This is a genomic window from Coprococcus sp. TF11-13 (assembly GCF_003481085.1).
Lineage (GTDB): Bacteria > Bacillota > Clostridia > Lachnospirales > Lachnospiraceae > Coprococcus > Coprococcus aceti.
In genome coordinates this window covers 225402-251303 of sequence record NZ_QUKK01000002.1, presented here as the reverse complement: position 1 = coordinate 251303, position 25902 = coordinate 225402, and the positions used below count along the sequence as shown (strand labels likewise).

At 45.4% G+C, this 25902-nt stretch carries 22 protein-coding genes; 4 read left to right on the top strand and 18 right to left on the bottom strand.

Translation table 11 applies throughout. The features are described 5' to 3' along the window. Window positions 1-26: 26 nt before the first annotated feature. From DXD11_RS05690 to mltG, 9 genes are all read right to left on the bottom strand, one after another. A complete protein-coding gene (locus DXD11_RS05690) occupies window positions 27-389 on the bottom strand; it encodes a TIGR04086 family membrane protein (RefSeq protein WP_015534335.1) in 363 nt (120 codons plus the stop codon). A gap of 74 nt (window positions 390-463) precedes the next feature. After that, window positions 464-1114 carry an HAD family hydrolase gene (locus tag DXD11_RS05685; RefSeq protein WP_055146139.1) on the bottom strand — a complete coding sequence of 217 codons (651 nt, stop codon included), beginning with the start codon at window positions 1112-1114 and terminating at the stop codon, window positions 464-466. A 16-nt stretch (window positions 1115-1130) separates the two neighbouring features. Continuing rightward, window positions 1131-6311, bottom strand: a complete 5181-nt coding sequence (locus tag DXD11_RS05680; RefSeq protein ID WP_118757951.1) for an Ig-like domain-containing protein — start codon at window positions 6309-6311, stop codon at window positions 1131-1133. A 12-nt stretch (window positions 6312-6323) separates the two neighbouring features. Continuing rightward, window positions 6324-7085 carry a hypothetical protein gene (locus tag DXD11_RS05675; protein WP_118757950.1) on the bottom strand — a complete coding sequence of 254 codons (762 nt, stop codon included), beginning with the start codon at window positions 7083-7085 and terminating at the stop codon, window positions 6324-6326. A gap of 17 nt (window positions 7086-7102) precedes the next feature. Beyond that, window positions 7103-9238 carry a serine/threonine-protein kinase gene (locus tag DXD11_RS05670; RefSeq protein ID WP_118757949.1) on the bottom strand — a complete coding sequence of 712 codons (2136 nt, stop codon included), beginning with the start codon at window positions 9236-9238 and terminating at the stop codon, window positions 7103-7105. A gap of 13 nt (window positions 9239-9251) precedes the next feature. Continuing rightward, entirely contained in the window at window positions 9252-10022 is a 771-nt protein-coding gene (locus DXD11_RS05665; protein WP_015534340.1) for a PP2C family protein-serine/threonine phosphatase, read from the bottom strand. A 46-nt stretch (window positions 10023-10068) separates the two neighbouring features. Beyond that, entirely contained in the window at window positions 10069-11979 is a 1911-nt protein-coding gene (locus tag DXD11_RS05660) for an FHA domain-containing protein (protein WP_118757948.1), read from the bottom strand. A 116-nt stretch (window positions 11980-12095) separates the two neighbouring features. Then, on the bottom strand, window positions 12096-13736 hold the full coding sequence (locus DXD11_RS05655; protein WP_015534341.1) for a DUF6382 domain-containing protein: 1641 nt from the start codon (window positions 13734-13736) through the stop codon (window positions 12096-12098). Between the two features lie 157 nt (window positions 13737-13893). After that, entirely contained in the window at window positions 13894-15027 is a 1134-nt protein-coding gene (gene mltG, locus DXD11_RS05650) for an endolytic transglycosylase MltG (RefSeq protein WP_055146128.1), read from the bottom strand. Between the two features lie 94 nt (window positions 15028-15121). On the opposite strand from mltG, the gene DXD11_RS05645 reads away from it, so the two are divergent. After that, entirely contained in the window at window positions 15122-15640 is a 519-nt protein-coding gene (locus DXD11_RS05645; protein ID WP_015534342.1) for a peptidylprolyl isomerase, read from the top strand. A gap of 126 nt (window positions 15641-15766) precedes the next feature. Here DXD11_RS05645 and DXD11_RS05640 read toward each other — a convergent pair whose 3' ends face one another. The 8 genes from DXD11_RS05640 to DXD11_RS05610 all read right to left on the bottom strand — a co-directional run bounded on the left by DXD11_RS05640 (window position 15767) and on the right by DXD11_RS05610 (window position 21007). Next, window positions 15767-16399 (bottom strand): ABC transporter ATP-binding protein, encoded by a 633-nt coding sequence (locus DXD11_RS05640; protein ID WP_117875331.1) that lies wholly within the window; start codon window positions 16397-16399, stop codon window positions 15767-15769. 13 nt (window positions 16400-16412) lie between these two features. Next, window positions 16413-17243, bottom strand: a complete 831-nt coding sequence (locus tag DXD11_RS05635) for a hypothetical protein (RefSeq protein ID WP_117549805.1) — start codon at window positions 17241-17243, stop codon at window positions 16413-16415. Window positions 17244-17304: 61 nt separating this feature from the next. After that, window positions 17305-18096, bottom strand: coding sequence for a hypothetical protein (locus tag DXD11_RS05630; RefSeq protein ID WP_015534349.1), 792 nt, complete (start codon window positions 18094-18096; stop codon window positions 17305-17307). A gap of 14 nt (window positions 18097-18110) precedes the next feature. Next, window positions 18111-18668, bottom strand: coding sequence for a hypothetical protein (locus DXD11_RS05625; protein ID WP_015534350.1), 558 nt, complete (start codon window positions 18666-18668; stop codon window positions 18111-18113). A 31-nt stretch (window positions 18669-18699) separates the two neighbouring features. Continuing rightward, on the bottom strand, window positions 18700-19581 hold the full coding sequence (locus DXD11_RS05620; RefSeq protein ID WP_238051178.1) for a hypothetical protein: 882 nt from the start codon (window positions 19579-19581) through the stop codon (window positions 18700-18702). Window positions 19582-19633: 52 nt separating this feature from the next. Next, window positions 19634-20131 (bottom strand): hypothetical protein, encoded by a 498-nt coding sequence (locus DXD11_RS05615; protein ID WP_015534352.1) that lies wholly within the window; start codon window positions 20129-20131, stop codon window positions 19634-19636. Window positions 20132-20307: 176 nt separating this feature from the next. Further along, window positions 20308-20460, bottom strand: a complete 153-nt coding sequence (locus DXD11_RS14200; protein ID WP_156332998.1) for a hypothetical protein — start codon at window positions 20458-20460, stop codon at window positions 20308-20310. Further along, complete coding sequence (locus DXD11_RS05610) at window positions 20441-21007, bottom strand: accessory gene regulator B family protein (RefSeq protein ID WP_243147829.1); 567 nt, start codon at window positions 21005-21007, stop codon at window positions 20441-20443. Before DXD11_RS05610 ends, DXD11_RS14200 begins: the two co-directional genes overlap by 20 nt. A gap of 686 nt (window positions 21008-21693) precedes the next feature. On the opposite strand from DXD11_RS05610, the gene DXD11_RS14195 reads away from it, so the two are divergent. Genes DXD11_RS14195 through DXD11_RS05595 form a run of 3 tightly spaced genes read left to right on the top strand, consistent with a single transcriptional unit; the run spans window position 21694 to window position 24540 of the window. Next, window positions 21694-22476 (top strand): sensor histidine kinase, encoded by a 783-nt coding sequence (locus DXD11_RS14195; protein ID WP_015534354.1) that lies wholly within the window; start codon window positions 21694-21696, stop codon window positions 22474-22476. A 33-nt stretch (window positions 22477-22509) separates the two neighbouring features. Then, entirely contained in the window at window positions 22510-23253 is a 744-nt protein-coding gene (locus DXD11_RS05600) for a LytR/AlgR family response regulator transcription factor (RefSeq protein ID WP_022217447.1), read from the top strand. Between the two features lie 21 nt (window positions 23254-23274). Then, entirely contained in the window at window positions 23275-24540 is a 1266-nt protein-coding gene (locus DXD11_RS05595) for a sensor histidine kinase (protein ID WP_118757947.1), read from the top strand. A 90-nt stretch (window positions 24541-24630) separates the two neighbouring features. Here the strand turns inward: DXD11_RS05595 and DXD11_RS05590 are convergent, their stop codons facing one another. Further along, complete coding sequence (locus tag DXD11_RS05590; RefSeq protein ID WP_117549817.1) at window positions 24631-25887, bottom strand: diaminopimelate decarboxylase; 1257 nt, start codon at window positions 25885-25887, stop codon at window positions 24631-24633. Window positions 25888-25902: the final 15 nt, after the last annotated feature.

Sequence of the window (25902 nt, the reverse complement as noted above, 5' to 3'; positions counted from 1 at the left end):
AAAGATATATAAAGTAAAAGTTTTTTTTAACTGAGCATAGCCCCCAGCATCCCGCCTGCAACGCACATAATACACTTGGTTATAACTGCTATTCCCTCTCTGTCACCTGAACCTGTAAACAGCACCGACACGGTCAATGCGACCGATATGTAAGTCAGGCCATACACCATCCCCCACAGGAAACGCTTCTCCCTGACTTTTCTGCCCGTAACAAAGCCCCCGGCAAATGTGGCCACTATGTATATCACAACAACCAGTATACCGAGCACCTTATCGCTTATCCCCACTTTGTATACGACCACCGCCGTTATAAACAGCATGATTATCGTGAGCAGATAGGACAGGATCAATCCCTTTACAACTCCCATAAATTTCTGACTTGCAGACATACTACCACCATATTCTTTACTCTTTACATTATTATGATGTTCCTCCTCATTTTATTAATAAAAATACAGCCTGTTTACTCAAACAGGCTGCATATATCTTCTATATCATAAAAGGTTTTGTATGCACGCTCGCGCGTGATACCATTTGGTTTTATCAGATCCACCACCATGACCGTACATAGCCCTGCCCGGCTGGCAGATATGATACCATTCACAGAGTCCTCAACGGCCACCGCTTCGTCCGGGTTTACGCCCAGCTTACCGCAGGCCTTCAGATATATATCAGGCTCCGGCTTTCCGTGGGTGATCTCGTCTCCGCATACCTTTTCATCGAAGTATCCGGCTATTCCAACGCTATCAAGTCTCTGCTGCGCCCTCGTCCTCGCAGTGGAGGTTGCAAGTGCCATCTTCACGCCGTGTTCTTTTAAGAATCTCAGCGTGTCCTCGACATGTGGCTTTATGTCTATTCCATACTTTTCCACATGTTCATCGAACAGATCCATTGTTCTCTGTCTGAACGCAAGATAATCAAAATCTTCGCCCATTATTTCCTTAAACACCCGGGCGTTGGAGGTCTTGTTGCCTCCAGCCACCCGGTCACATACATTTTCCATCTGTGCCTCAGGAATCCCTATGCTCATGCCGTTTTCCTTCCAGCACTTCCTGTATATCTTCTCCGTGTCTACCAACACGCCGTCCATATCAAATACAACTGCCCTGTACATAGCACTTTCTCCTACATTAAGCAGCGGCGTTTTTCTTTCTTCTTCTGCCAGCTATGATGATGAATGCAAGCAGTGCAAGAAGCAGGATCGCTGCGATTATTATTATGATCAGCACAACCGGTGACATCTTTTCGCTGAGCTTGAAGGTGAATACCTCTCCGGTCTCTCTGTCATATGTTGTCGCTATATTACCGGCCTTATCCTGGGCTGTTACCTCAACCGTGTATGTATCATACTGGTCTACCTGCATCTCATACTTGTTATCTGCCTGATAGCTTGCAGGATCTATGGTATTGCCATTTATAACGATGGATGTGATCTCGTCTTCCTCATTCTCAAGACCTATCGTCATGTTGAATGGCTCTCTGAGAGTCTCTCCATCCTCAACACCTGTTATGATGATTCGTGGTGCAGTACCATCATACGTATAATCAAATTCCTGTGTTGCCGTGTGTCCAACCTTGTCAGTTACTGTAAGTGTTATCTTGTGATATCCGTCTGTCATATCTGAGAAATCGATAAGATTTACTCCGTCTATCTTGGCGTCAACCGAGAAGTCTGAAGTATCACTTACATCCCACAGTGCTTCGTAGCCCTTGTCTCGTATATCAGCAAAATCTGATGCATTGAGAAGCAGTGTTCCGTCATCGCTTGCAATGCTCTTGCTCATGAATCCGGCAAGTGTCGATGTAGCCTTGAGCTCAGGTGGTGTGTTATCGACTGTGAATACCAGGCTGTAATCATCAGCCTTATTTCCCAGTTCATCCTGCGCTGTTATTGACACCTCGTATACACCATCCTCAGAGAATCTCTGGCTTCCTGTGCTGAGTTCTGAAGAATTGCTGTAATTTGTAAAGTATGATGATGACACATCCTTGCTGTCCTTCTTCACGGTTATCTTCACATCATCTGTCGAGAAGAATGACTCCTGAACGCTCAGTGACATATCAACATAGTTCGGTGCGGAAGAATCCATACTTCCTATTGGGTCGTAATTCTTTACTTCCTTGTTGTTCTTATCCACTGCGCTCACCTTTACAACAGGTGCCTTTGAGTCAACCTTGAAGGTCTTGGTCTGGCTGGCTGCCACATTTCCTGCAAGATCTCTTGCATTTGCTGTGATCGTGTACTCGCCATCCTCTGTAAAGTTGTAAGTTGCGGTATGTGGATTGCTTCCTGAGAAGCTGCTTGTTCCCAGCGTAGCGATATTCGATGCCGCTGTTCCGTCCGTCTTTCTGGTTATTGTCACGTTAAATGCATCTGCGGCAAGATTGTTGTTCTCATATGCAAATGAGAATGCCTCATCTATGCTGATGGTTGCATTTACCGCCGTTGTCTGTCTGTCGTTCATTCCTGAAATCGATATAACCGGTGCAGTCTTATCGATTCTGAACTTCACTGTTCTGGTCACAGCCTTGTTGCCCGCCTTATCCTCTGCGGACACGGTGACTGTGTAATCACCCTGGGCGTCAAATGTCACACCGCTGAGTACCTCTCTGACTGTGCTGACTCCATCGCCCTTTGTTCCCCAGGTAACATTCTTTCTGATATCTCTGTTCTCTACAACAGATCCACCCTCATTTGCTCTGACTACATGAATGGTGTACTTTCCACCTCTCATGTTATCTGTAAGTGTTACAGGGACTGTCACATCGCTGTTGTTTATAGTGTTGACATTTCCAAGCTGTATCTCAGGCTTGTGCTTGTCTATGTAGAAATGGGTTCCTGTTGTTCCTTCATTTCCACACTTGTCGGTAACGGTCATGGTGAGATCATACTCACCTTCCTTATCATATGTGTACTTCTTGCCCCATGTTCCGCCGTTACTCTTTATATAGAAGTATTGCGGATTCTCATCCACTGCTACATTTCCATCATTCTCTGTGATAATAGTGTTCTGAAGCGACTTGAACTGTTCCTCCACACCAACTCTGAATGATATTGAAGTCTTGAAGTAATTGTTATTATCCAGTCTGTACTCAGGATCATCGTCCACATACACAAGTGGCTCTGTGGTGTCGACGTAATAATTCTTTGTCTTGAGAGCACTTGTGCCCTCCTGAACACCGAACGCCTCGTCTGCTGCCGGCTTCAGTGCATTGCCGGAATTATCGGCTCCCTCAACTGTGAAATAATATACAGTTGCCTTGCCGCCCTTGGCTGTCATCTTATATGCTGCAGTGGTCTTGCCATCTGCTGTCTGGAACGGAACTGTGGTCTCTGACCAGTTTGAATCACTGTAGGTCTTGTAGTACACCTTAAGCGTCGCATTCTGTGTATCCATTCCATAATCGTCTTCTATGCCAAATGTAATAGTTCTGCTCCTGTTAAGGAATCTGCTGCTTCCACCGGACACAACTGATATCTCAGGGCTCTTCTTATCTATTACAAATGAAGTTGTTGCCTTACCCGACTCATTGCCAACCTCATCGACAGCAACGATCGTGATATTATAAAGTCCAGGCTCTCTGAATATTGTGGTCTTTTCTGCATTTGCAGTGTAATCCGCATCCAGCTCATACTTGCTTATGCTCTTGCCATCGCGTGTTCCTGTCACAACGAACTTCTCCACGAAGTAATTGTCAGTTCCCCTTGCTGTTATGGTCACATTGCTGTTATTCCAGTAATTTATCAGCTTTCCGCCGGCAGTTCCATCTATTGACACTGATGGCTTGACGGTATCAACTATCAGGTGTATCTCCTGACTGGCCTTGCTCTCGTTTCCTGCTCTGTCCTTCAGCTTAACAGTCATCGTGTACTCTGTATTTTCATCTGTTATGCCAAGGGCCTTTGCATCCAGTGTCTTTTCTATATCATTTCCTGATACATTAATGCTTCCTGTAATGTCCTGTGATCCGGCTGTGCTGCTTCTGCCTACTGTATATGTAACCTTGCCATTGCTGTCATCGTTATCGGAACCAGAGACCTTGATCTTCACGTCACTCTTTGATCTGTAATAGAATGTCGATCCTGATTTGTATTTCTGGTTTGCACACTCCAGCTTCACATTTGCCGGTGCAGTCTTATCATAGTAAACCTTTATGCTCTGTACTTCTTTGAACTTCGTGTCAGCATTGTTCGGATCGTGTATTCTCGCCATGAGTGAGATCTCGTACACACCCTCATCTGGAAGCTCGTAGGATATGTTGACCGTATTCTTGTCATATGCAGCGGCAACTGTACCCTTTACCTCAACTGCCTTATCCTTCTTTCCTGCAAATGATGTTCTGGTGATCACCAGCTTTGCGTCATCTGCTGCAAGCTGGAAGCCTGATACTGCACCCTCTACAGTCAGAGTATCATCATTCCTCCAGAATATAGCGCCGTTGTCAGCATCTGTACCGTTCGCAGATAACTTCTCTCCTGAAAGGCCATCCACATTGACATACACATATGTGTTCGTCTCTGTCTTATTTCCAGCCTCGTCAGTTACCACAACTGTCAGGACATAACTTCCTGAACCATCTATGCTTATCTCTTTTCCGCTCTGCAGGCCATTGTCACCTGTAGATGTTGAATACCAGTTCTTGACTGATGTATATGATCCATTTGCATCTGCCTTCTTGAGTGAAGCGACCGCCGATGCAACACCTGATGTGGCATCGCTGTACTTTATATTAAGAACAGCTTCCTTTGCGTCTGTGACCGTGTACTGCTGATCATTGTTTGTCCTGTCTGTTCCGGCGTTGTCCGTAACCTTTACAACAGGTGCTGTATTATCCACCTTGACTACAGTCTCTATCCTGCCATCTATTCCGGCGAAGTCCTTTGCCGCAAATGTGATGGTATGCTCTCCATCAGCCAGATATATGTCTGACTTTGTTGAATCCTGTACATCTCCACCGCTCACACGGACATCGCTGCTGTATGTGAACCTGTTTCCTTTTTCAAGGATCGTTTCCTTCTTGCCATCCACGCTGTATGACACGGTGTCTATGTAAGAATACTCTCCAGTTGCCTTCACTGTCAGCTTTGTGGATTTCACATAGCTTGTGGAACCGCCTGTAACTGTGAGTTCAGGCTTTCCTTCCTTTACAAATACAATGTCGCCATCCTCATCTGCGCCGACTGAGTTATTGCCAAACTCGTTCTCCTTGGCGTAAATGACAAGCTTCTTTGCATTGTCTGCATTGTCCTTCTTGAACCACTGTGCACTTATCTCGAATTCATATTCATATCCGCCGGACACAGCCTTTTTGCCTGTGCACTCCACTGCTGAAGCTGCACCCGTAAGCTTGTAGTACAGGCTCACGTCATCTATCTCAGTGTTATCACTGCCGGCTGTAACCTTCTTCACCTGTACAGTGAACTTATAAGCATCATCTACCTTGAGCTGAGGGAATCTGTAATCCACTCCGTTCTTCTGTATGATCTCAGGGGTAACACTTGTTATGACAGGAGCTTCGTTGAGCTTCTTGACGATAACACTGGTCTCCTCTGACTTGTTTCCTGCAACATCGACCGCTCTGAACTTGTATGTTCCACTCTTATCAGGTGCAACAAACTGGGATGTGCTCTCAGTCTTGCTCCAGGTCTTTCCATTGTCTGATGAATACTCCACATAGTCTATTCCTGTGGCATTTTCCTCTGCTGCATCTGTGGTATCCTTGGCGTCTATCACAAATGTTCTGTCGGCATCACTGCTTGTGAGGTTCAGGAGATAATAGCCATCGCTCACCTTGTTGTGAAGATTGTAGTTATCATCAGCCTCAACCGATATTGTAGGTGCCTGCTTATCCACGGCAACCTTTATGGTTCCAAGCAGCTCGAAATCACCGCTCTCATCAGTACCTGTATAATAGTAAATAGCTATCTTCTGTACTGCTGTGTCATTCTTCAGCTCATACACATTATCAAATGTGACAAGCTTTCCTGCTGCATCTGTGGCTGTAGCGATCTTATCGTCCGCTGTAGCTCCTTTGTAAACAGCCACTCCCAACTTGCTGCTGTCGATTCCGTCAACTTTGTCGGACTTGATCTTGAACTTTATTGCCTTGTCAAAATCCTTGAAGCCATACACCATATCCGCCTTATCGCCCTTTACAATGGCCGTTACATCTATGGTCTGTGTATCTTCCTCCTCCGCAAACAAATGAAAATGTGAATCGATCGCCACAAGAGTGAGTGTCATAACTACCGCCATCGTAAGCGCGATCAGTCGATGCAAAAGTGATTTATTCTGCATAACCTTTTTCATGTCCCTCTCCTCCTATATCTCTTCATCGGAATGTACTATAATTACATTCTTTATCATTCTTACCGAGCTCGCTGCGCGTCCTCCCTGAAGAACGGCTGTGGAATCATCTGCGTCATCGCTTCTAAGTACGTCCGTTGCTTCCTCGTCTGCGTCATCGCTTCTGAGTATGTCCGTTGCTTCCTCGTCTGCCTCATCACTTCTGAGTACGTCCGTTGCTTCCTCGTCTGCGTCATCGCTTCTGAGTATGTCCGTTGCTTCCTCGTCTGCCTCGTCATTTCTGAGTACATCCGTTGCTTCCTCATCCGCATCTTCTCTGAGGATGTCTGTCGCCTCCTCAAAGCTGCTGCCATTGATGTCAAGATTCTCTTCGTCTTCCCTCAGAATATCTGTTGCCTCCTCGGCATCATCGCGGAGAATATCAGTTGCAGTCTCGCCTTCATCCTCCAGTCTCTTTTTCCCGAGATCAGCTATCGCTTTCTCGTAATTTGCCATTCCCTTCTCAGAATGTTTTTCGGCTGCAGTTGACTTTACATCCCTTACCGAAATTCTGGATGTATGGTTCTTGATCGCCTCCTGTTTGGAGGCACCGCCTCCCTGTACACTCTCATAGCCCTTCTCCTTGATCTCATCGATCTTCTTACGGGCTGTTGAGCCTGTGGCAATTCCCACCGCCTTCGGTATCTTTAACACAAAGAACAGTACCACCGCCACAATAGCGAATACGATCGCAAGTGCCAGGCCGCCATATAACATTACATTATAAACTGTTGCCATAACCTTTCACTCCTCCCTTACTCGCTCGTTGACCTTGAACTGCCATTTACTATGCTCTTAACTGTCAGGTCATTGGATAACGACTGCCATCCCTGCTTAAGACCATTTGCAAGTGCCGGAACTTTGTTACCGTTCTCGTACACTTTCCTCACAGCCCTTGTGGCACTGGCATTCCATGCTGCCGAATCGCTTCCAAATTTATTCGAATATCTATCGACCAGATAACTCAGATGGCTTACGTACACGACCGCTGCGTTGTCATCGGTTCCAAGTGTAGTCTCAGCGTTGCCATATATTCTCTCTGCCTCATCATAGTAGCTGTCATCGCCGCTGTTCTCTGCCATCTTGATATAAGTCTCAGCCTCGTTCACCGAGTATTCTGAATATGCTTTCTTGGATGTCTCTGTCGCATTCTCGCCCTCTATATCCAGACTGTTCAGATAAAGCGCTGCACTGTTCGCCGCAGAGTTGTAATAATGTAACTGCTGGCCCGCATCATCCGCATTCTCGGCAAGTTCTGTATATACCGAGTACATAACTCCTGAATACTGGCCATTGTAGTATTTTACGCCTCTATCCGCCGGGAACTGGCTGTTCAGCACCTCTGCGTTGTCGTCCAGGTTCTTCATCGCCTCATCCATCAGCACCTCTATTCTGTTCGCAAGCTCCGGATCATTGGATATCTCGCCAAGATATATGTAAGCTATGTTGAGGTAATTGGTGTATTTGTCAGGATTGGTGTCATCTATGTTGTCACTGTTGTAATCCTGGAATGCAAATATATTTTCCTTGTTCGTATCAAAGCTTGCTGACTTGTTTATCTTACTGTCACATATCGCAGCGTAATACTTTGCCTGCTTTGCCTGATCCGGGAAGTTCTTGCTCTCATCAACCATATTGAAATATTTCTTGGCCGCACTGTAGTCCTTGACCTCGTCGTAATACAACATGGCTATCTTGAACTTTACGTCGTCCTTTATCTCGTCCTTGTTCTTAAGCGCAAGTCTTATTCCCTTTTCTGCCGCCGTCTCGGTGTTGGCCGAAGTGTTTCCATCGTCCTCTGTATAATAGTAAGCATATGTCTCCATATAGCCTATATAGGCATCCGATGCGGTTGGGTCTATGTCGACAGCCGCCTTATAGCACTCAAATGCCTTGTTGTAATCGCCCTCGTCGACTGCATCCCTCGCCTCGTTGACCTTGTTGTTGTAATCAAGATCCTTGAGCTGGCCTTTCTTTACTCCGCCTATCACAGCACAGCACGCTGAGAGTATCGATAATCCCGCAACCACTGAGAACGCTGCTATCTTATGCTTTGCCTTTGCCTTGTATGCATCGTCGAGCTCGTTGTAGTGATCCAGCGCATACAGCAGTTCTGAACAAGACTGATATCTGTCCTCAGGACTCGGCTGACAGCACGTCTGTATAATTCTCTCAAATCCTGATGAGAGCATCGGATTCCACTGTCTGATAGGCTTTATCTCGTAAGGAGGCTCACATGGATTCTTGCCGGTAACAAGGTGATAGAGCGTTGCTCCCAGATTGTAAATATCTGTTCTTGCATCCGTGTTGTAGATTCCATGTCCCTGCGCATCACCGAACTGCTCCGGTGCCGCATAGCCTCTTGTTCCAAGAGCCGTGGTATCCGCATTGTTCTCCACTATGTATTCCTTAGCCGTTCCAAAGTCGATAAGCTTTACCGAGCCATCCGGCTTCAGCATGACATTTGAAGGCTTCATATCTCTGTATATGATCGGCGGATTCATGGAATGCAGGTAGTCAAGTGCACTGGCAAGCGCCCTGCCCCATTCGATTACCTTTTCCTGTGGCTGTGCTCCCTCCGCCTTGAGCACATCGCTGAGTGGACGTCCTTCTACGAAGTCCATGACAACGTAGATCGTGCCATTCTCATTGATGATATCAACGATTCGTGGCAGTACCGGATGATCCACATCCTTGAGGATATTTGCTTCTCGCTCCAATCCCTTTAAGAGTGTGGCTGTACTCTTGGAGCCATCATTCTTGATCTCCTTTACAGCCCACTGTTTATTAAGTCGGTTATCCATGGCAAGATAAACTATTGACATACCACCCTGACCGACTTTTTTAAGTATTTCGTATTTTCCGTCTAATACCGTTCCTAACTCTGTCATATATCGATCCCCATTACTCCGATTTAATAAGCACTACTGTTACATTATCCGTTTCTTTTCTGTACTTCACAAGCTCTGTGAGGAACTCACAGCCCTCCTTCATCTTCGCCTCGTCGACGCATGTTCCCGGGCCAAGTCTCTCTATCATCTCCTGAGGCGTTATCTTATGTCTGAATCCATCAGAACACAGCATGTAATGCGCTCCGGGAGCTGCCTGCCCAACTACGAAATCCGGTTCCACCACAGGTGAAGCTCCGATACACTGGAGAAGCACGCTTCGTCTGCTGTCCGTCTCCGCCTGCTCCGGTGTAAGTCTTCCCGCTGCGATCTCCCTTGCAACAAGCGTCTGATCTGCGGTGAGCTGCCTTATCCCTGAAGTGATCTCATACACTCGGCTGTCTCCAACATGGAGAATGTAGTACATTTCTCTGTATATGAGGATCGCAGAAATGGTCGTACCAAGCATAAATCCATTCTGCTCGCCATACGCCTTAATCTTCTCATTCTGCTCCACGGCAAGTCTTATCCACTGGTATCTCAGCAGCTCTTCACTAAAGCTGTTGTTGTCAACCATCTCAACAAACTGTGTGTCAAACCAGTTGCAGAAAGCTGTTATGACTTCCTTGCTGGCAACCTCTCCCTTTGCCAGACCTCCCATGCCATCACATACGAGGGAGAACACGACCTGTCCATTTGGAGTATCCGCTATCTTGATCGCCAGCGAATCCTGATTTGTCTTTTTCTTTATTCCTACGTCTGTATTGTATACTGCGCTAAACCCCATATACATTCCTCCCAATATTTATGTCTCAACTCTCGTTGCGGATATTCTATCTAATGTGATAGACAAGCTCCTCGTCCCCGAGTATAACGATCGCATTGTTCGTCAGGAACTTTTCTTCGCCCGCCTTCAATTCCTCTCCGTTCACAAATGTACCATTTGTAGACTTGTTATCGCTGATGAAGCACACGCCATTTCTCTTGGTGATAACACAATGAACTCTGCTTATAGCTGAATTGTCAGTAATCGCATAGTCCACAAGTCTTGCCTTATGTCCGATCTTGAACTCTGCCTTGTCCAAGCTTATTCTCTCGCCCGTCTTCACCCTAAGGAAATATGGTGCCGGTGCTCCATCAAATGGATTGCCCTGCACTGGCTGTGCCTGTGGCATCGGCGGTGTCTGTGGCATTGGTGGTACCGGCTGCATCTGTGGCATTGGCGGTACCGGCTGCATCTGTGGGTTCTGCGGCATCTCTGGCATCTGGTGTGCCTGTGGCATTGGTGGCATTGGCGGAATCGGTCTTCCTCCAAATGGGTTGCCCTGCATTGGAGGTATTGGCTTTATCTCCTGTGGCTGTGTTTCAACCGGCTCTGCTGGCTCAGGCTTGACATCCTGTGCTTCTGTCTCAGCCGGCTCTACTGCCTCTGGCTTGACATCCTGCGGCTCTGCCTCAACAGGAGGCTCTACAATCTCCGGCTTGGCATCCTGTGCTTCTGCTTCAACCGTCTCAACATTCTCCGGTTTATCCCCCTGCGGCTGTGCTCCAGCCATCTCAGGCTTAACCGGCTCCTCCATCGGCGGCACGCCTACCGGTGGCATTCCATTTGATCCCATTGGACCGTTTGGTATTGGGCCATTCGGTCCCATTGGCGGCATGCCCATCGGTGGCATTCCGTTTGGTGCCTGGCCATTCGGTCCCATTGGCGGCATGCCCATCGGTGGCATTCCGTTTGGCACCTGGCCATTCGGTCCCATTGGTGACATGCCCATCGGTGGCATTCCGTTCGGTGCCTGGCCATTCGGTCCCATTGGCGGCATGCCCATCGGTGGCATTCCGTTCGGAACCTGGCCATTCGGCATCTGACCATTTGATCCCATCGGGCCGTTCGGTCCCATCGGTGGCATTCCCATCGGTGGCATTCCGTTTGGCATCTGGCCGTTTGATCCCATCGGGCCGTTCGGTCCCATCGGTGGCATGCCCATCGATGGCATTCCGTTTGGCATCTGGCCGTTTGGTCCCATCGGCTGTGCATATCCATTCATTCTCGCATTATTTCTCATAACCTCGAGTCTGCTCACCTTAGGTGACTCACCTCGAAGTATGTGGCTGTTGCCACCCTTTGGAGTATTTGTGGAAAGCTCCTTCATTCTGTCTATCTCAGCAGCGTCTATGCCTGCTTCTGCAAGCATCGCCTTAACCTCGTTCTTCATGTCCGAGTTTGAAAATGTACCTCTCATATTCGCACAGTTTATAAGGCGTGCTACGTAATTGTCATTGTCATTCTCTGAGTATCTCGCATCAACTATCACCGACTTCACAAATGCTCTGACCTCATTGAGATCTGTCACTTCCTTCTGTACCGGAGCGACAATAAAGCAGACATCGTATGTCTCAGGCGATACAAATACACACTGCTCGTCCCTTGCAACATAGCTGAGCGAAACCATATTCTTACCAAACATCTCCAGTGCATGCAGAATGTTGTACAGAAGTGTGAGTATCTCCTTCTTGTTCATCTCCTGTCTCAGTATCTCCGCAAGAGGCTTCTTGTCATCGATCTGATAATTGAACACCCTGACTCCGGCATTCTCCTGCATGTCACACGGTGCCATCTCAGGCATAGATCCGCTTCTGCTCATATCATACACTTTAGCATCTATCACATCACTGATATCCAGACTGTAACTCACTCTGTAAGTTTCCCCCGCCGGAACTACAACAACCTTTTCTCTGTTCATTTTTTCAATCCCTTTCGTCTAAATCCGCATATTTTCCGTCAAAAATTATTTCTTCATTCAAACACCAAAAGCAGGTATTGCTACCTGCTCTTGTCCCACATCGTGGGTGGTGTATATTAACTTAATTTGAAGATAAAGTCCTCTCCACCGATGCTTATCATGGCATCGTTTGAAAGCTTCTGCTCTGCATTCTCATCCAGGCGCGCTCCGTTGAGATATGTGCCATTTGTCGCCTTGTTATCCTTCAGATAACATCCATCCTCTCTCTGGTAGATGATGACATGTACCTTGCTGATGGCACCATTACCACCGACATGGTAATCAACACCTCTTGCCGCCTTTCCTATCTTGAACACAGCCTTGTTGACCATAACTCGCTCGCCTGTGTTGACACGGACTATATATGGCATAGCCTTTGGAGCGTTCCTGTTAACCGCTGCCTTCTCAGGTTCGGTATCCTTAACTACGTTCATTCCTCCGGTCAGCTCAACAGTGCTTCCTGTGCCCTTCTGCTCAGGCTCCTCTGCCTTCTCCTTCACCGGATCCATATTCGTCTCAGGCTCCGGCTGGTCACCGTCCATGAACTGTGGTGCAACTATCTGTTCTGTAGGGTTATCTATCTGAGCTTCCTCTGTCTCAGCAACCGCCTTCTGTATGATCTTCGCACGGTTGATCTTGATATTCTTAACAACAGGTGGATTATCCATAAGCTCGTCCGTAGATATCAGAACCGGCTTCTGCTCATCCTTCTTGTCAAGCTCAACCTCCGTAACTCCATCGGCAGCCTTTGCAACCTCTGTAAGTCCTGATGGCTCATGTACTGCCATATCTGATGTGAGAGCCTCTGTCATGCCCTCCTCGTCATCCTCTTCTTCCTCATCAAGGCTCTCATCTAACTCGAGCTCCTCAAGAACGCTGTCATCAAATACCGACATATCTATCTCGCTTGATACATTCTCTTTCTTCGTCTCATCCGAATCAAGATCAAGATCCTTGAATATCGCATTCGCTGCGGCCGCCTCGTCACTGATCTCCTCTACCTCATCAAGCTCGTCTTCCTCATCATCGCCAAATGACACGTCCTCAAACTCAGGCAGATCATCCATACTTGTATCAGATGCCGCCGTGTCAACCGAAGACTGTGAAACCGACATATCTGAGCCTATATCAACGAAGTTCTCCTCCACCTGCATTCCTGCAGACTCCATAAGCTCTGTGAGCTGTGCATAGAAGTTTCTCACTGTGAACTTATCCGCATTCAACAGATTGAGAAGCTTTGCCACATAGTTGCAATCCTCACTGTCATCATAAATAACGCTCGTCAGCAAGTCCTTTGCGAACATCCTGAATTCGGCATTGATATTGGCTTCTGACTCAACTGGAACACATAACATTCCAACATCGTATGTAACCGGATTAACATATGTAAACTCCTTGTGAAGAACCACATATGATGCCGGTATTCCAAGATCACGTAAATTAACTATACCAGAAGCTACCCCTCTGATTATCCCCAATATCTTCTCAGCATTTACCGTATTCGAAAGGAGTGCGTCAACCGTTGTCCTGCCTGTAACGTTATATGTAAGATAATCGTTCTCATCATCCTCTTCATAAATGATATCAATGAGCTCAGGAATCCGGTTCTCCTCCAGATAATCCAATAACTCCTCGTCAAACTCACAATCATCATTCAGAATATATGACAAATATTTCTCAGAGCCGATATTTCTTACCTTGAAACTTATTTTCCTCATCAAATATTCCTCCTATCGCACCTCCATAAGCGCATAACTAGATGCATAAAAACCCAAAAGGGTACATACTCCTTTATTATATATAAAAAGTCTATATATCGCAAGCAGTTTATACCCTTTTAGATAATTTTCGCTATATAATTTTGTCTATATTTTTTTACTCTGAATCAGTGCTTTCATCGGAGCCATCTTCTGATCCATCACCCTCTGCAGCTTCCTTTTCCGCCTTGGCTGCATCAGCCTTTTCTATGTCAGCAAGATGTCCCTCGTATGTCTTATTAAAGATACATGCTCCCTGGCTCTCATCTGATGTCAGGTAGTAGTAGTAATCATGCTTAACCGCATTCAGGACACCCTCTATGGATGCCTCGCCCGGATTACATATAGGGCCGACAGGAAGTCCTGTGTACTTGTAGGTATTGTACGGTGAATCAACCTCCAGATCATCATATGACAGTTCTGCCTGATTGTACTGACCGTCAGTCACAACATAGAGAACAGATGGATCTACCTGAAGAGGCATGTCATCATTCAATCTGTTGATAAATACTCCCGCAACCATCGCTCTGTCTGAATCCAGCTTACACTCCTTCTCAACTATGGAAGCCATGGTGAGAACCTCAAAATCTGTATATCCAAGCTCCTCTGCCTTCTTCCTGAAGTCATCTGTGTAAATGCTGTTAAACTTGTCTATCATGTCCTGTATGAGCTCCTTTGGAGTCATATCTGCATATATGTCGTAAGTAGCAGGGAACAGGAAGCCCTGTAATGCGTACTTGACTTCCGATGAAGGTATCTCAAACGGATACTCAAACTCTCCCGACTTGCACGCCTCAAGAAACTCCTTTGCAGAGCAGAAGCCCAGCTCCTCGCATCTGTCAGCGATCTGTTCAACCGTAAATCCCTCAGGAACTGTCAGTGTATATTTTACCTCTCTGGTCGACTCCACGTAACACAGAGTCTTTATCATATCCAATGTCGACATACCTGTTGTGAGTGTGTAAGTACCCGGCTGAAGACTGTGGCTGTACTGCGAGCCGGTCATTCTGAGCTGGAATGCAAGCTTATACTTTATAAGCCCCGCATCTTTAAGTATAGATGCTGCCTCCTTGACAGATGTATCCTCAGGTATGGTAACCTCGATCTTCTCTCCGCCGCCGGCACTGTAGGTGCCCTCATATTCCTGCATAAATCCGGTATACGTCTCCTTAACCTTGTATACCCCGAACAGCACCAGACATACCGCCAGCGCTATTATAATAACGGGTCTTGCTATGTTTCTCCAATCCATCTCTTTCTCCTTCTGTATCTGCAAATTTCATTTGCCTGTTCTGTTAACTGATGTTATCATTACCCTATCTTATACCAAGAAAGGAATGATATACATGGCAAATCCAATAGTTACTATCACTATGGAAAATGGCGATGTCATGAAAGCAGAACTCTATCCTGACATTGCTCCAAACACTGTAAACAACTTCATCTCACTGATCAAGAAAGGCTTCTATGACGGAATAATCTTCCATCGTGTAATAAAAGGCTTCATGATACAGGGTGGAGACCCTCAGGGAATCGGCATCGGCGGTCCTGGATACTCAATCAAAGGTGAATTCTCACAGAACGGATTCAAGAACGATCTGGCCCACACTCCCGGAGTGCTGTCAATGGCCCGTTCCATGATGCCTGACTCAGCAGGTTCACAGTTCTTTATCATGCATAAGACATCTCCTCATCTGGACGGTGCTTACGCTGCCTTCGGTAAGGTTATCGAGGGACTTGACATCGTAGACAAGATTGCAAATGTGCCAACTGACTACAATGACAAGCCTCGTCAGGAACAGAAGATGAAGACTGTAACAGTCGAGACCTTCGGTGTTGATTATCCTGAACCTGTAAAGGCTTAATCGAAAGTATTATAACCCATATAGCAGTTTTTGAAAACACTTATAATTCTTCTTACAAAAAAATAAACATCTGCCCTGCGATCCCAGGTATACAGGAGTTCGCAGCAGATGTTTTTTTATGTTCATTTATTGTACTATCCTTCCATCCTTCATCTCATATATCTCATCGCACAGATATTCCAGCTCCTCCCTGTCGTGGCAGGCAGTGATTATAAGACTTCCTCCATCACGCAGCTTCAGCAGCTCCTTCTTTATGTTCTCTACAGACTCTTCATCAAGTGCGTTGATAGGTTCATCCAGCACTATGACATCCGGCTCTCCCATGATTGCATTTGCTATGCCAAGCTTCTGCTTCATTCCAAGGGAATACTTTCTGTATACCCTCTTATCATCCGGATCAAGACCTGTCCTCTCTATGGCATATCTGACATCGTCATCACTGATCCCTCCCATGAGCTTTGCCAGAAGCCTGAGGTTCCTGAAGCCTGTGTACTGAGGCAGAAATGACGGATTCTCTATCAGAGCACCTATACTCCGTGGAAACTTTATGTCCCTGTGGAGCTCCTCATCATCTATATATATGTGTCCTCCATCAGGTATGAGCAGACCACATATAGCTCTCATAAGCATTGTCTTGCCACAGCCATTCTTTCCACGGAGTCCATATATCCTGCCCGGAGTCATGGTCAGACTGATATCATCAAGTATGACTGAACCCTTTATCTTCTTATTCAGATTTTCTATCCTTATCTCGCTCATATGTATTCTCCTATCAGATTATATCCTTATTATCAAAATACACGATTCCTCCTGCAAATGCAGTGATCAGCATACCAGCCGCAAGCACCACTCCACTCATGGGATTAACCCCATCTGCCACTACATATGACACTCTCTGCCACATCGTATAATTTCCCGACAGATACCATACAGTATAGTATGCCGACAGAACATACACTCCACACACCGCTGCAAAGCTGATGACCGGCGTGATTATAAAACCCGCCAGTACCTGAAGCTGGCTTATCCCCAGCGTTACCAGCATCGGTATAAATAATGTTATCAGAAGCAGATCTGCGGCACTAAGATTGTATGTCTGCGGAGGATACAGCCGTGTTGTCAGCGCCGCCGTCATATCCATGGTCATATCTGCCCCATATGCCGCCGCCATTAAATATATCGTCAGCACACATACAGCAAAATACATTACCACAGCCACCGTACAGTATATGAGCTTGCTGACCCACCAGCTTCTTCTGCTTCCGGACGCAAGGCACACCACTCTCGCATTTGCGGCGAAATCATCACTGGAATAATATGCCAGGAAATAGGCCAGGCCTATCTGGAACGCAAACCAGTATATCGGTATGTAAAATACGCTCCTTGGATCAAAGTAATACACCTCCATCCCCTTCATCGCAAACAGAAGATAGTCCGCAAATGTTCCGTTGGTCAACAGGATATTCCCATCTGCAAGCTCGATAAGATATGCGTGGAGCTCACGTGTCTGCGACACCGCAAACAGTAACGGCAGTATAAAAAGAACACATCTCCTTAATATTCCATTTTCCATATCTCTTCCGAGAAGTCTCAGAGTCCTCATTCCCGCATCACCTCATATCTGTCCACCACATACATTCCTTTTTTATCTGTATTTCCTTCTTTCATAGAATATCCCTTCTTCTGTGCCATATGTATATAAGAACGAGTGCCGCTGCACTCACCGCAGCATACATCGTCACCATCTGGTACCTGTATGTAACCACATTCTGCAGTGGATTGACCATCTGCATGGCTGACCAGGTTCCAATCCCACGTCCCTCAAACATCACACCGGTAAATACATACAATGCGAACGGAGCCATTATCGTTGAAAATCTGCTCCCGCACCACCTCGCAAAGCACATAGCCACAAGACCTGTTATCCCTCCAAACACTGCATCGAGCAGCGTAAACAGCAGCGCATAGCACACAGGATGCTCTGCAAATATTCTCGGGAACATGTGGCAGTCTATAATTCCTGCATACAAAAATGTCAGTTTTTCCGGTCTTTTATCCGGATATATCCCCGCAGCAATGAACATGGCTATGAGCAGCGGGCACGCCACGGCTGCCGCTCCCGAAGCCGCCACAGCCGCTTCCTTTGCAATCATATAGCTTAAGCGGGACGTCTTAATACATATACTGCTTTCATATCCGGTTTTTTGATCCTGATAACACGACCCCGCATACGGAAAACACGCAATCAGTGGCAGCAGTACGTAAAACAAGCTGTTGTATGCAAACTGATAGTCTGTCCCGATCCATGTCTGGATCAAAGCCCTGCCTCTGTTAAATCCATACTGGCTGACATTAAGCCATATGTCCGCCAGCCCAATCAACGTTCCCAGAGCTACGCTTACTGCAAGCCACTTATTTCTGAACGCTCTGGTCATTTCAAATCTTAATACTCTCATATCTCAACACCACTTCATTCAATATCCAGTCTGATCATCAGCTTATCAGGTTCAAGGGTGAGTACATAATAGAAGCTCTCCCGCTCCAGGTTATCCCACGTATCCCTGCTAAATGACACCCGCGCCAGACTTGTCACATACCATATATCCTGATTCATTCCGGGCTCCAGATCATTACTTGTAAACGTATTCAGTTCCCGGCCAGAATACAAATTCACCGAACTGCACCATGTCTGTGACTCAAAGCCACACTCAGTCGCCGCCATCACAGTATCCCAATCGATCGGTTCTTCAGTTGTATTATCTACATTCAGGCGTGTACAGATAAACCGATCCTCCGGGCTCAGCACATCCACACTGTCCACATTAAAACGTGCTTTATACTCATCTATACTGTATATGCGGGTCTCCCTGCATTTTATAAGCAATCCATCCACCGATACATTCTCAGCCGCTTCTACAACTCTGGTGTCATCACTGTACGCCCTGTTAACGCTGAATATTCTTCCGCACCACAAGGTGACTGCACACAAGCTCACAACACCCAATGCCATCAGAACACCTCTCCTCATGCATATACCTCCACAAAATCTGATTCCCACCTCATGGCTTGTCATCCGCTTCCGGCTTTGGGAGTGCATCCAGATCCACAAAATCCGGAAGATCCGCCGGATTGTACGTAAAATATCCTGTGATCACCTGTCCATAATAATATTTCACGCCATCCTCCGGCTCCTGTGGCACAACAAGTCCAATCGTACATTCCATTGTCTCGTGTCCTTCCAGTCTGTATAGATAGTACCAACTGGCTCTGTCATCGCCCTCTGTGTGGACTGATTTGTCAAAGTATACCATTCCTTCTACGAACGAAACCTCACTCTCACCGGGAATCCTCTCCACAATGTCGTATGGGAACACATTCTTCACAACCGCATCCCCGGTATTCGTCAGTCTGCACTTAATAAAATACAGCTTATTGGTCTTTACCACAGTCTGCGTATGCTTATCTATCACATCCTGATACTGTGCAGTTATCTCCTCACACTCCTCAGGAGTATACGCATCCCCTGCCGACTCCTGAAATTCCTTGTATCCCGGAGCCTCCTCATACAGAGCATCCCAGTCTGTTATCTCCTCCTCCGACTCAGGCTCCGGCAGAGTCTCACTGCGAAAATATTCAACCGGATATTTATCCTCTGTTGTTATCTCGTCACCTGTGTATACATCAGCCGACAGCAGCTCTATCTTCACCGCTCCTGACATCAGCACGTTATCACCCACACCTTCTTTTTCACTTATTTTCTCTCCGGTCTTGTTTCCCGAAGCTTCGCTGTCTGTCTCTTCAGATGCCGCCTCAGACGACTTCCTTAACGCTCTGTCCTCTGGGGTTTCCCGTTTTTTCTGGAGCACATACGCCGAAGCTGCCACTGCTGCCATGATCAGCACTGCTGCCACTGTCATCACAAGATATCTTTTCTTCTTCACTTCTACTCCTCCCAACTCTGCCTTTGCCATCCGTCTTATGTCACTGCTTTAATCAGTCATAAATAGTGTAATTTCTTGTGGAATCCGGACTCCACCAGCCCTTTGAATCAGTCTGTGCTTTGACTGTCCTGTGCATCCTCAAGCCTGCATAGGCATAGCCTTTCTCGTTTACCATGTTTGTGATACTCGCCTCAATTCCAAGCGGAATAATATGCGTATCAGATTTTACTATTGGGTTTGTCCCTTTTGATGAATGCGAGCCCATTACTGTGTAACTGAGCTTTGGTCCTACTGTTGGATATACATAAACCTTTGTCTTATTATATTTACGTCTGTACGAACTATAACCATATCCGCTGTTATTGTTGCTAAAAGTAAACAGCTCGTTATCTGTATTAGAATATGATTCTTTGCATGTAACCACTGTACCTGCATTATTTGTATGTACATTCTCAGCCTTAGCAGGTGCAGCAATTCCCGCTGCTCCTGACACTGCCATCGCTCCTGCAACAGCGAACATCGCAAGCTTTGATTTCATTGACTTCTTCATAACCTTTTGTCCCTCCTAATTAATTATCTGCGGTCTTTACTCCAATTTTGCCACTTTTAACAATTTTGCTATTGTACTTTTCTGTGTCTGATAGTACAATCCGTTTATCAAGATTTTTCCAGCAAATGATTGTCTTGATATTTCTAATATCCTGAAGCTCAACTCTTCAGGATATTTTACTTTGTCTCTTTCTGTGAATCGATATTCCTGAGACACTCTGGGAGTTCTATCTCTCCCCATGCACCGAAACATCCTGTCAGTCTAATCACATCTTCTGCCATATTCTCAAGTATGTCCGACAGCATATTTCTAACCCTCTTCTGCGTCACGCATTGTCACCCCCTTTTTATTTCTTTTTATCAGAGATGATAATTTTAATATCATCACTTCTATAATCTGCAACAACCATATCCATACAATATAGTTATTGTAAGATTTCACCCCAAGACTCACCGCTCCAATTATCAGCACACCTGCTATACCACGAGCCTTTATCATATTTTTTCTATGTTGATTATATTTAGGTCTCTGTTTTGATGGTATAGGCGCAAATAATGCTATAACTACTATCTCCGATACCCACAATGAATTCTGCAGTTTGCTTGACAATATAATATTTTCTCCGCATGCTAACACCACGATATAAAACAATACAGTCACCGCTGTACAGCCATACCATGTTTTCATATGTATACCGCCAAGATAATTTCTTGTAAGTTCTATTGTCAATCCTGTTATTATTGCTATATCAACGTGTCCCAATATTGAAAAGAGGCCCAAAATAATTAAATATTTCTCTACCTTGTCAATAAGAAGCAGTATAGAATATTGTATTTTTACATCACGATCCTCATCGCTTCTGTATTTTCTGCCCAGCAGGATCTGTGTTAATAATATTCCCAGCTTATTGTTTAGATTATCTATTTGACCACCTCCACTTTTCTTTTATCATACAACTACTTAGATTGCAATATATTTTGCTTAATTTGTCATGAACGGTATCTATCATGTCATAAACGACAATTGACGCGGTATAAATCGTCTTTGTATAATGTTATATTATCTTTATGGAGGTTGCCATGATACATCATATCGTAGACTCTTTTTGTTATATTATTGAAATTTTATATGATCTCATCATGCTCTCATCCATTGCCGGAGTACATATAAAAGAAATGCGACATCCTGTGATAAGTGCAATTTTATACTTTTGTTTGGGAACCTTTTTTTCATCCCTGTTTCCAGGTGCGCTTGGGTGGATCATCTTATGTTCACTAGCCTATTTAACGACTCTTTTTATCTTAAATACGACTATATTTAATTCTCTAATTGCCTTCGTCATATCACACACTTTTATCCTTCTTATTCAAAATTCTATAATTCTGTTATTTTACAGAGTGAATTTTAATAATCAGATAGCCTCCTCCATCGCAGGCTCCCTGATTACTTTTTCTATTGCTTGTGCTATATGCAGGCTACTTCCATTCCATAGCTTCTACTCTCAGTTGATTAATGGCAGATTTTTATCCAAGTACCTTGTAATACATGTTTTTCTGATAATCATGCTTGAGCTGGGACTGCGTAAATACAGCACATTTAACACAATCATATATATCCCCCTCATCTCATTTTTCACCGTGATAGTCCTCATCACCGACATAGTAATCCTCAGCCAGCAACAGATCATCAGCAAGCAGCAGCACGATCTGGCAAATTACAACGTCTATCAGCCTATGATGGATGATCTGATTGAGGACGTCACGGGAAGGCAGCATGACTTTGACAATATATTGACCGGTATTCGAATGCTTCCATATACACACACCGACTACAGTTCATTAAAGGAGGCTCTTATCAGCAGTTCAGATGAGGTTATATCCGAATACAGAACCACCGAGCTTCTAAAAATCAACATGTTCGTGATCGCCGGGTTTATATACAGCAAACAAAAGCAGGCAGAAAAGGCGCACAAAAAGCTGAATATTGTCGTTCACAGCTATCTGCTCGAGAGCCGGATGCCTGAATATGAGCTGGTCAGGGTTCTGGGAATACTCATCGACAATGCACTGGAGGCCATATCTGAGCACGATAGTATGACTCTGCACCTGGATAGCCGGGACGGCAGAATCATCATCACCACTCTGAACAAAGGTCCTCTGCTAACACCCGAGATCAGAGCAAAGCTTTTCACGGCAGGCTATACCACCAAGACCTGTGATCGTCAGAAGCACGGTCTTGGTCTTTACAATCTCAGGCGTCTGGTATTTAAATATAATGGAAAAATATATCTGGAAAACGATTATCTTCTGGATGATACTCTGGTGCGTTTTGAAGTAATGGTTTAAAATACAACACATAGAAGGAAGGAGTCTTTTATAATGAGAGCTTTGGTAGTTGAAGACAATGTGGCACAATTAAATGGTCTGGCAGAAATAATAGAAGAAAGCTTCCCCGACATAGAATGTCTGAAGGCCGCCTGTTATGATGATGCTCTGGCTCTGGCAGATTCGCACAGCATCCAGCTTTTTCTGCTGGATATACAGCTTGGCGCCGACCCGGATAAGGACGGAATAACGCTGGGAGAACAATTGCGGAGGAATCCGCGTTATCAGACAACTCCTATTTTGTACGTGACAGCTCTTGTAAACGAAGCTCCCAGAGCGATCCACAAGACCAACTGCTACGATTATCTGGTCAAGCCCTACTCACAGCAGGATCTGATAGAATCTGTCTCCAAGCTTCTGAACCTTTCTCTGATCAGGGAGGAACCAATAGAGCTTACCGACAGAGATGGTGTACTTGCCAGGATCAGACCAGACAATATACTATACATTAAATCCGAGCTGCGAAACATGCATGTCCACACAACCACCGGACTATTTATATCCACAGGAACACGACTCTCTGTATTTGCGGACTCTCTTCCATCGTATTTTGCGCGCTGCCACAAGAGCTTTATCGTAAACCTTCATCATGTGGATACCTACGACAAGGTTACCGCCATGGTATCGCTTGACACACCGGACTATCAATGGATACCGGTTGGCCGCAAATATGCCACAGAGTTTGGTCACAGACTTAAGGCTTCCACAACTGCGCACAAACACGTTGAACAGGCTTAGCAATGATAAGGAGTATTTGAAATGCCGAATTCTATAATTGATCTCCTATGCTTTACATTGGAAACAATGAAGGATGTTATTTTTATATCTGCCCTCATCGGAAGAAAATTCCGGGATATGCGCCACCCAATTATTGGAATGGCTGCTTACCTTATACTCGGGAATGCAGTTTCCTTAATTTTCCCAAATGCATTTGGATGGCTGACATTATGCCTGCTGTCCTATCTCATGCTGTTGTATATTATGAAGACCAGATATTTTTATGTATTGATGGCGTATATTCTTGAATATCTGTATGCGGCTTTTCTTGAGGACATTATCATCATGGGTATGACACGTCTGGGTGTGAACAATGAGATATACCTGTCCATTTCCTGTGCTGTATTTTCATTTCTGATCTCAGTGGCTCTGTGCAGATATGCGCCTATGAACCGTGTGTTCCAAACCTTCATGGGCGGCAGTGGAATTATCAAATTCCTGTCTATTCATTTGTACGTTGTGTATATGATTGAGACTGGGCTGTACAAATTCAGCACCATCGACACCTCGGTGTATATACCTGTGATATCATGCTTTGCGGTTGTGGTCATTCTCTCGGATATCATCATTCTGGGACAGCAGCGAACCATAGGAAAGCAGCAGCACGACCTGGAATGCTTTAAAACCTATCAGCCTATGATGGCTGATCTGATAAAGGATCTGCGAAGCAAACAGCATGACTTTGATAACCATCTGATGGCAGTCAGAATGCTTCCATACACCTATAGGGATTATGAGTCTCTGAAAAATGCCCTGATAAACTATTCGGACAATATGGTATCTGAATACCGTGAGTCTGAGCTGCTTCGCATCAATCTGTCTGTTGTCGCCGGTTTTATATATAGCAAGATGATCAATGCTGAAAAGAACGGAAAGACTCTGAATGTGATAGTCAGACAGCATACGTTGAAAAGCTGTATGCCCGAATATGAGATCATACGTATACTTGGAATATTAATAGACAATGCTCTGGAGGCTGTAGATGCTCCGGGATCTGCCACCCTGTCTCTTGACAGCAGTCAGAACCAGATCATCATAAGTACCATGAACAAAGGTCCTGTGTTGAGCTCTGATCTTAGAAGAAATATGTTTACCTACGGCTACACAACCAAGACCATCGACAAACAGCATCACGGATATGGTCTTCCGAACATGAAAAAACTTGTGGATGAATATGAGGGAAAGATATGTCTGGATAACCGAACCATATCCGGACAGAATTATATTTGCTTCGAGGTGACAGTGTAACGCAGCTCATGCACCTAGAAAACCGGCAGTATACAGTTGAGCTTCAACTGATATACTGCCGGTTTTCTATGCTTATCTATGATCTGCCTGTTACAGCTCTACATCCCAGAAATCCTTGATGGTTGCGAAGTAATCCTCAGGTGTCTCTGCACGGCGGATGAGTTTGAATGAGCCGTCCGGTCTGAGCAGAACCTCTGCTGACTTCAGCTTGCCGTTGTAGTTGTAGCCCATGGCAAAGCCATGTGCTCCGGTGTCGTGGATGACAAGGATATCTCCCATGTCGATTTTCGGAAGCATTCTGTCTATAGCGAACTTGTCATTGTTCTCACACAGTGAACCTGTCACATCATACTTGTGATCACACGGCTCATTCTCTTTGCCGAGGACTGTGATGTGATGGTATGCACCGTACATGGCAGGTCTCATGAGGTTGACTGCACATGCGTCTACGCCGATGTACTCCTTGTGTGTGTGCTTCTCATGGATAGCTGTTGTAACAAGGTGTCCATAAGGTGCCAGCATGAAACGTCCAAGCTCTGTGAAGATAGCAACATCACCCATTCCTGCAGGTACGAGAACCTCCTCGTATACCTTTCTTACACCCTCGCCGATGACCATGATGTCATTTGGCTCCTTGTCAGGTGTGTATGGGATTCCTACTCCGCCTGAAAGATTGATGAAGTCAAGCTTTACACCTGTCTTCTCCTTGATCTCAACTGCTGTCTCGAACAGGATCTTTGCAAGTGTTGGATAATATTCATTTGTCACTGTATTGCTGGCAAGGAAAGCATGCATTCCAAATCTCTTCACGCCCTTTGCCTTGAGGATCTTGTATGCCTCGATGATCTGATCCTTGGTCATACCATACTTTGCATCACCAGGGTTGTCCATGATGGTGGTTGATATGGAGAACTTTCCGCCCGGGTTGAATCTGCAGCAGATCTTCTCTGGAATTCCTGCTGACTTCTCCAGGAAATCAATGTGTGTGAAATCGTCAAGATTGATGGTTGCGTTAAGCTTCTTCGCAAGCACGAATTCTTCGGCAGGAGTGTCATTGGATGAGAACATGATCTCATCGCCCTTAAATCCCATCTTATCTGACATCATAAGCTCTGTCAGTGATGAACAGTCTGTTCCGCAGCCCTCTTCCTTGAGGATCTTGAGTATCGTTGGGTTTGGAGTAGCCTTTACAGCGAAATACTCCTTGAATCCTTTATTCCATGAAAACGCCTTATAAAGCTTTCGCGCATTCTCTCTGATTCCTTCTTCATCGTAAATGTGAAACGGTGTAGGGATCTCCCTGATGATCTCCTCTGCCTTTGCCTTTGTAATAAATGGTGTCTTCATCTTTTTTTGTCCTTT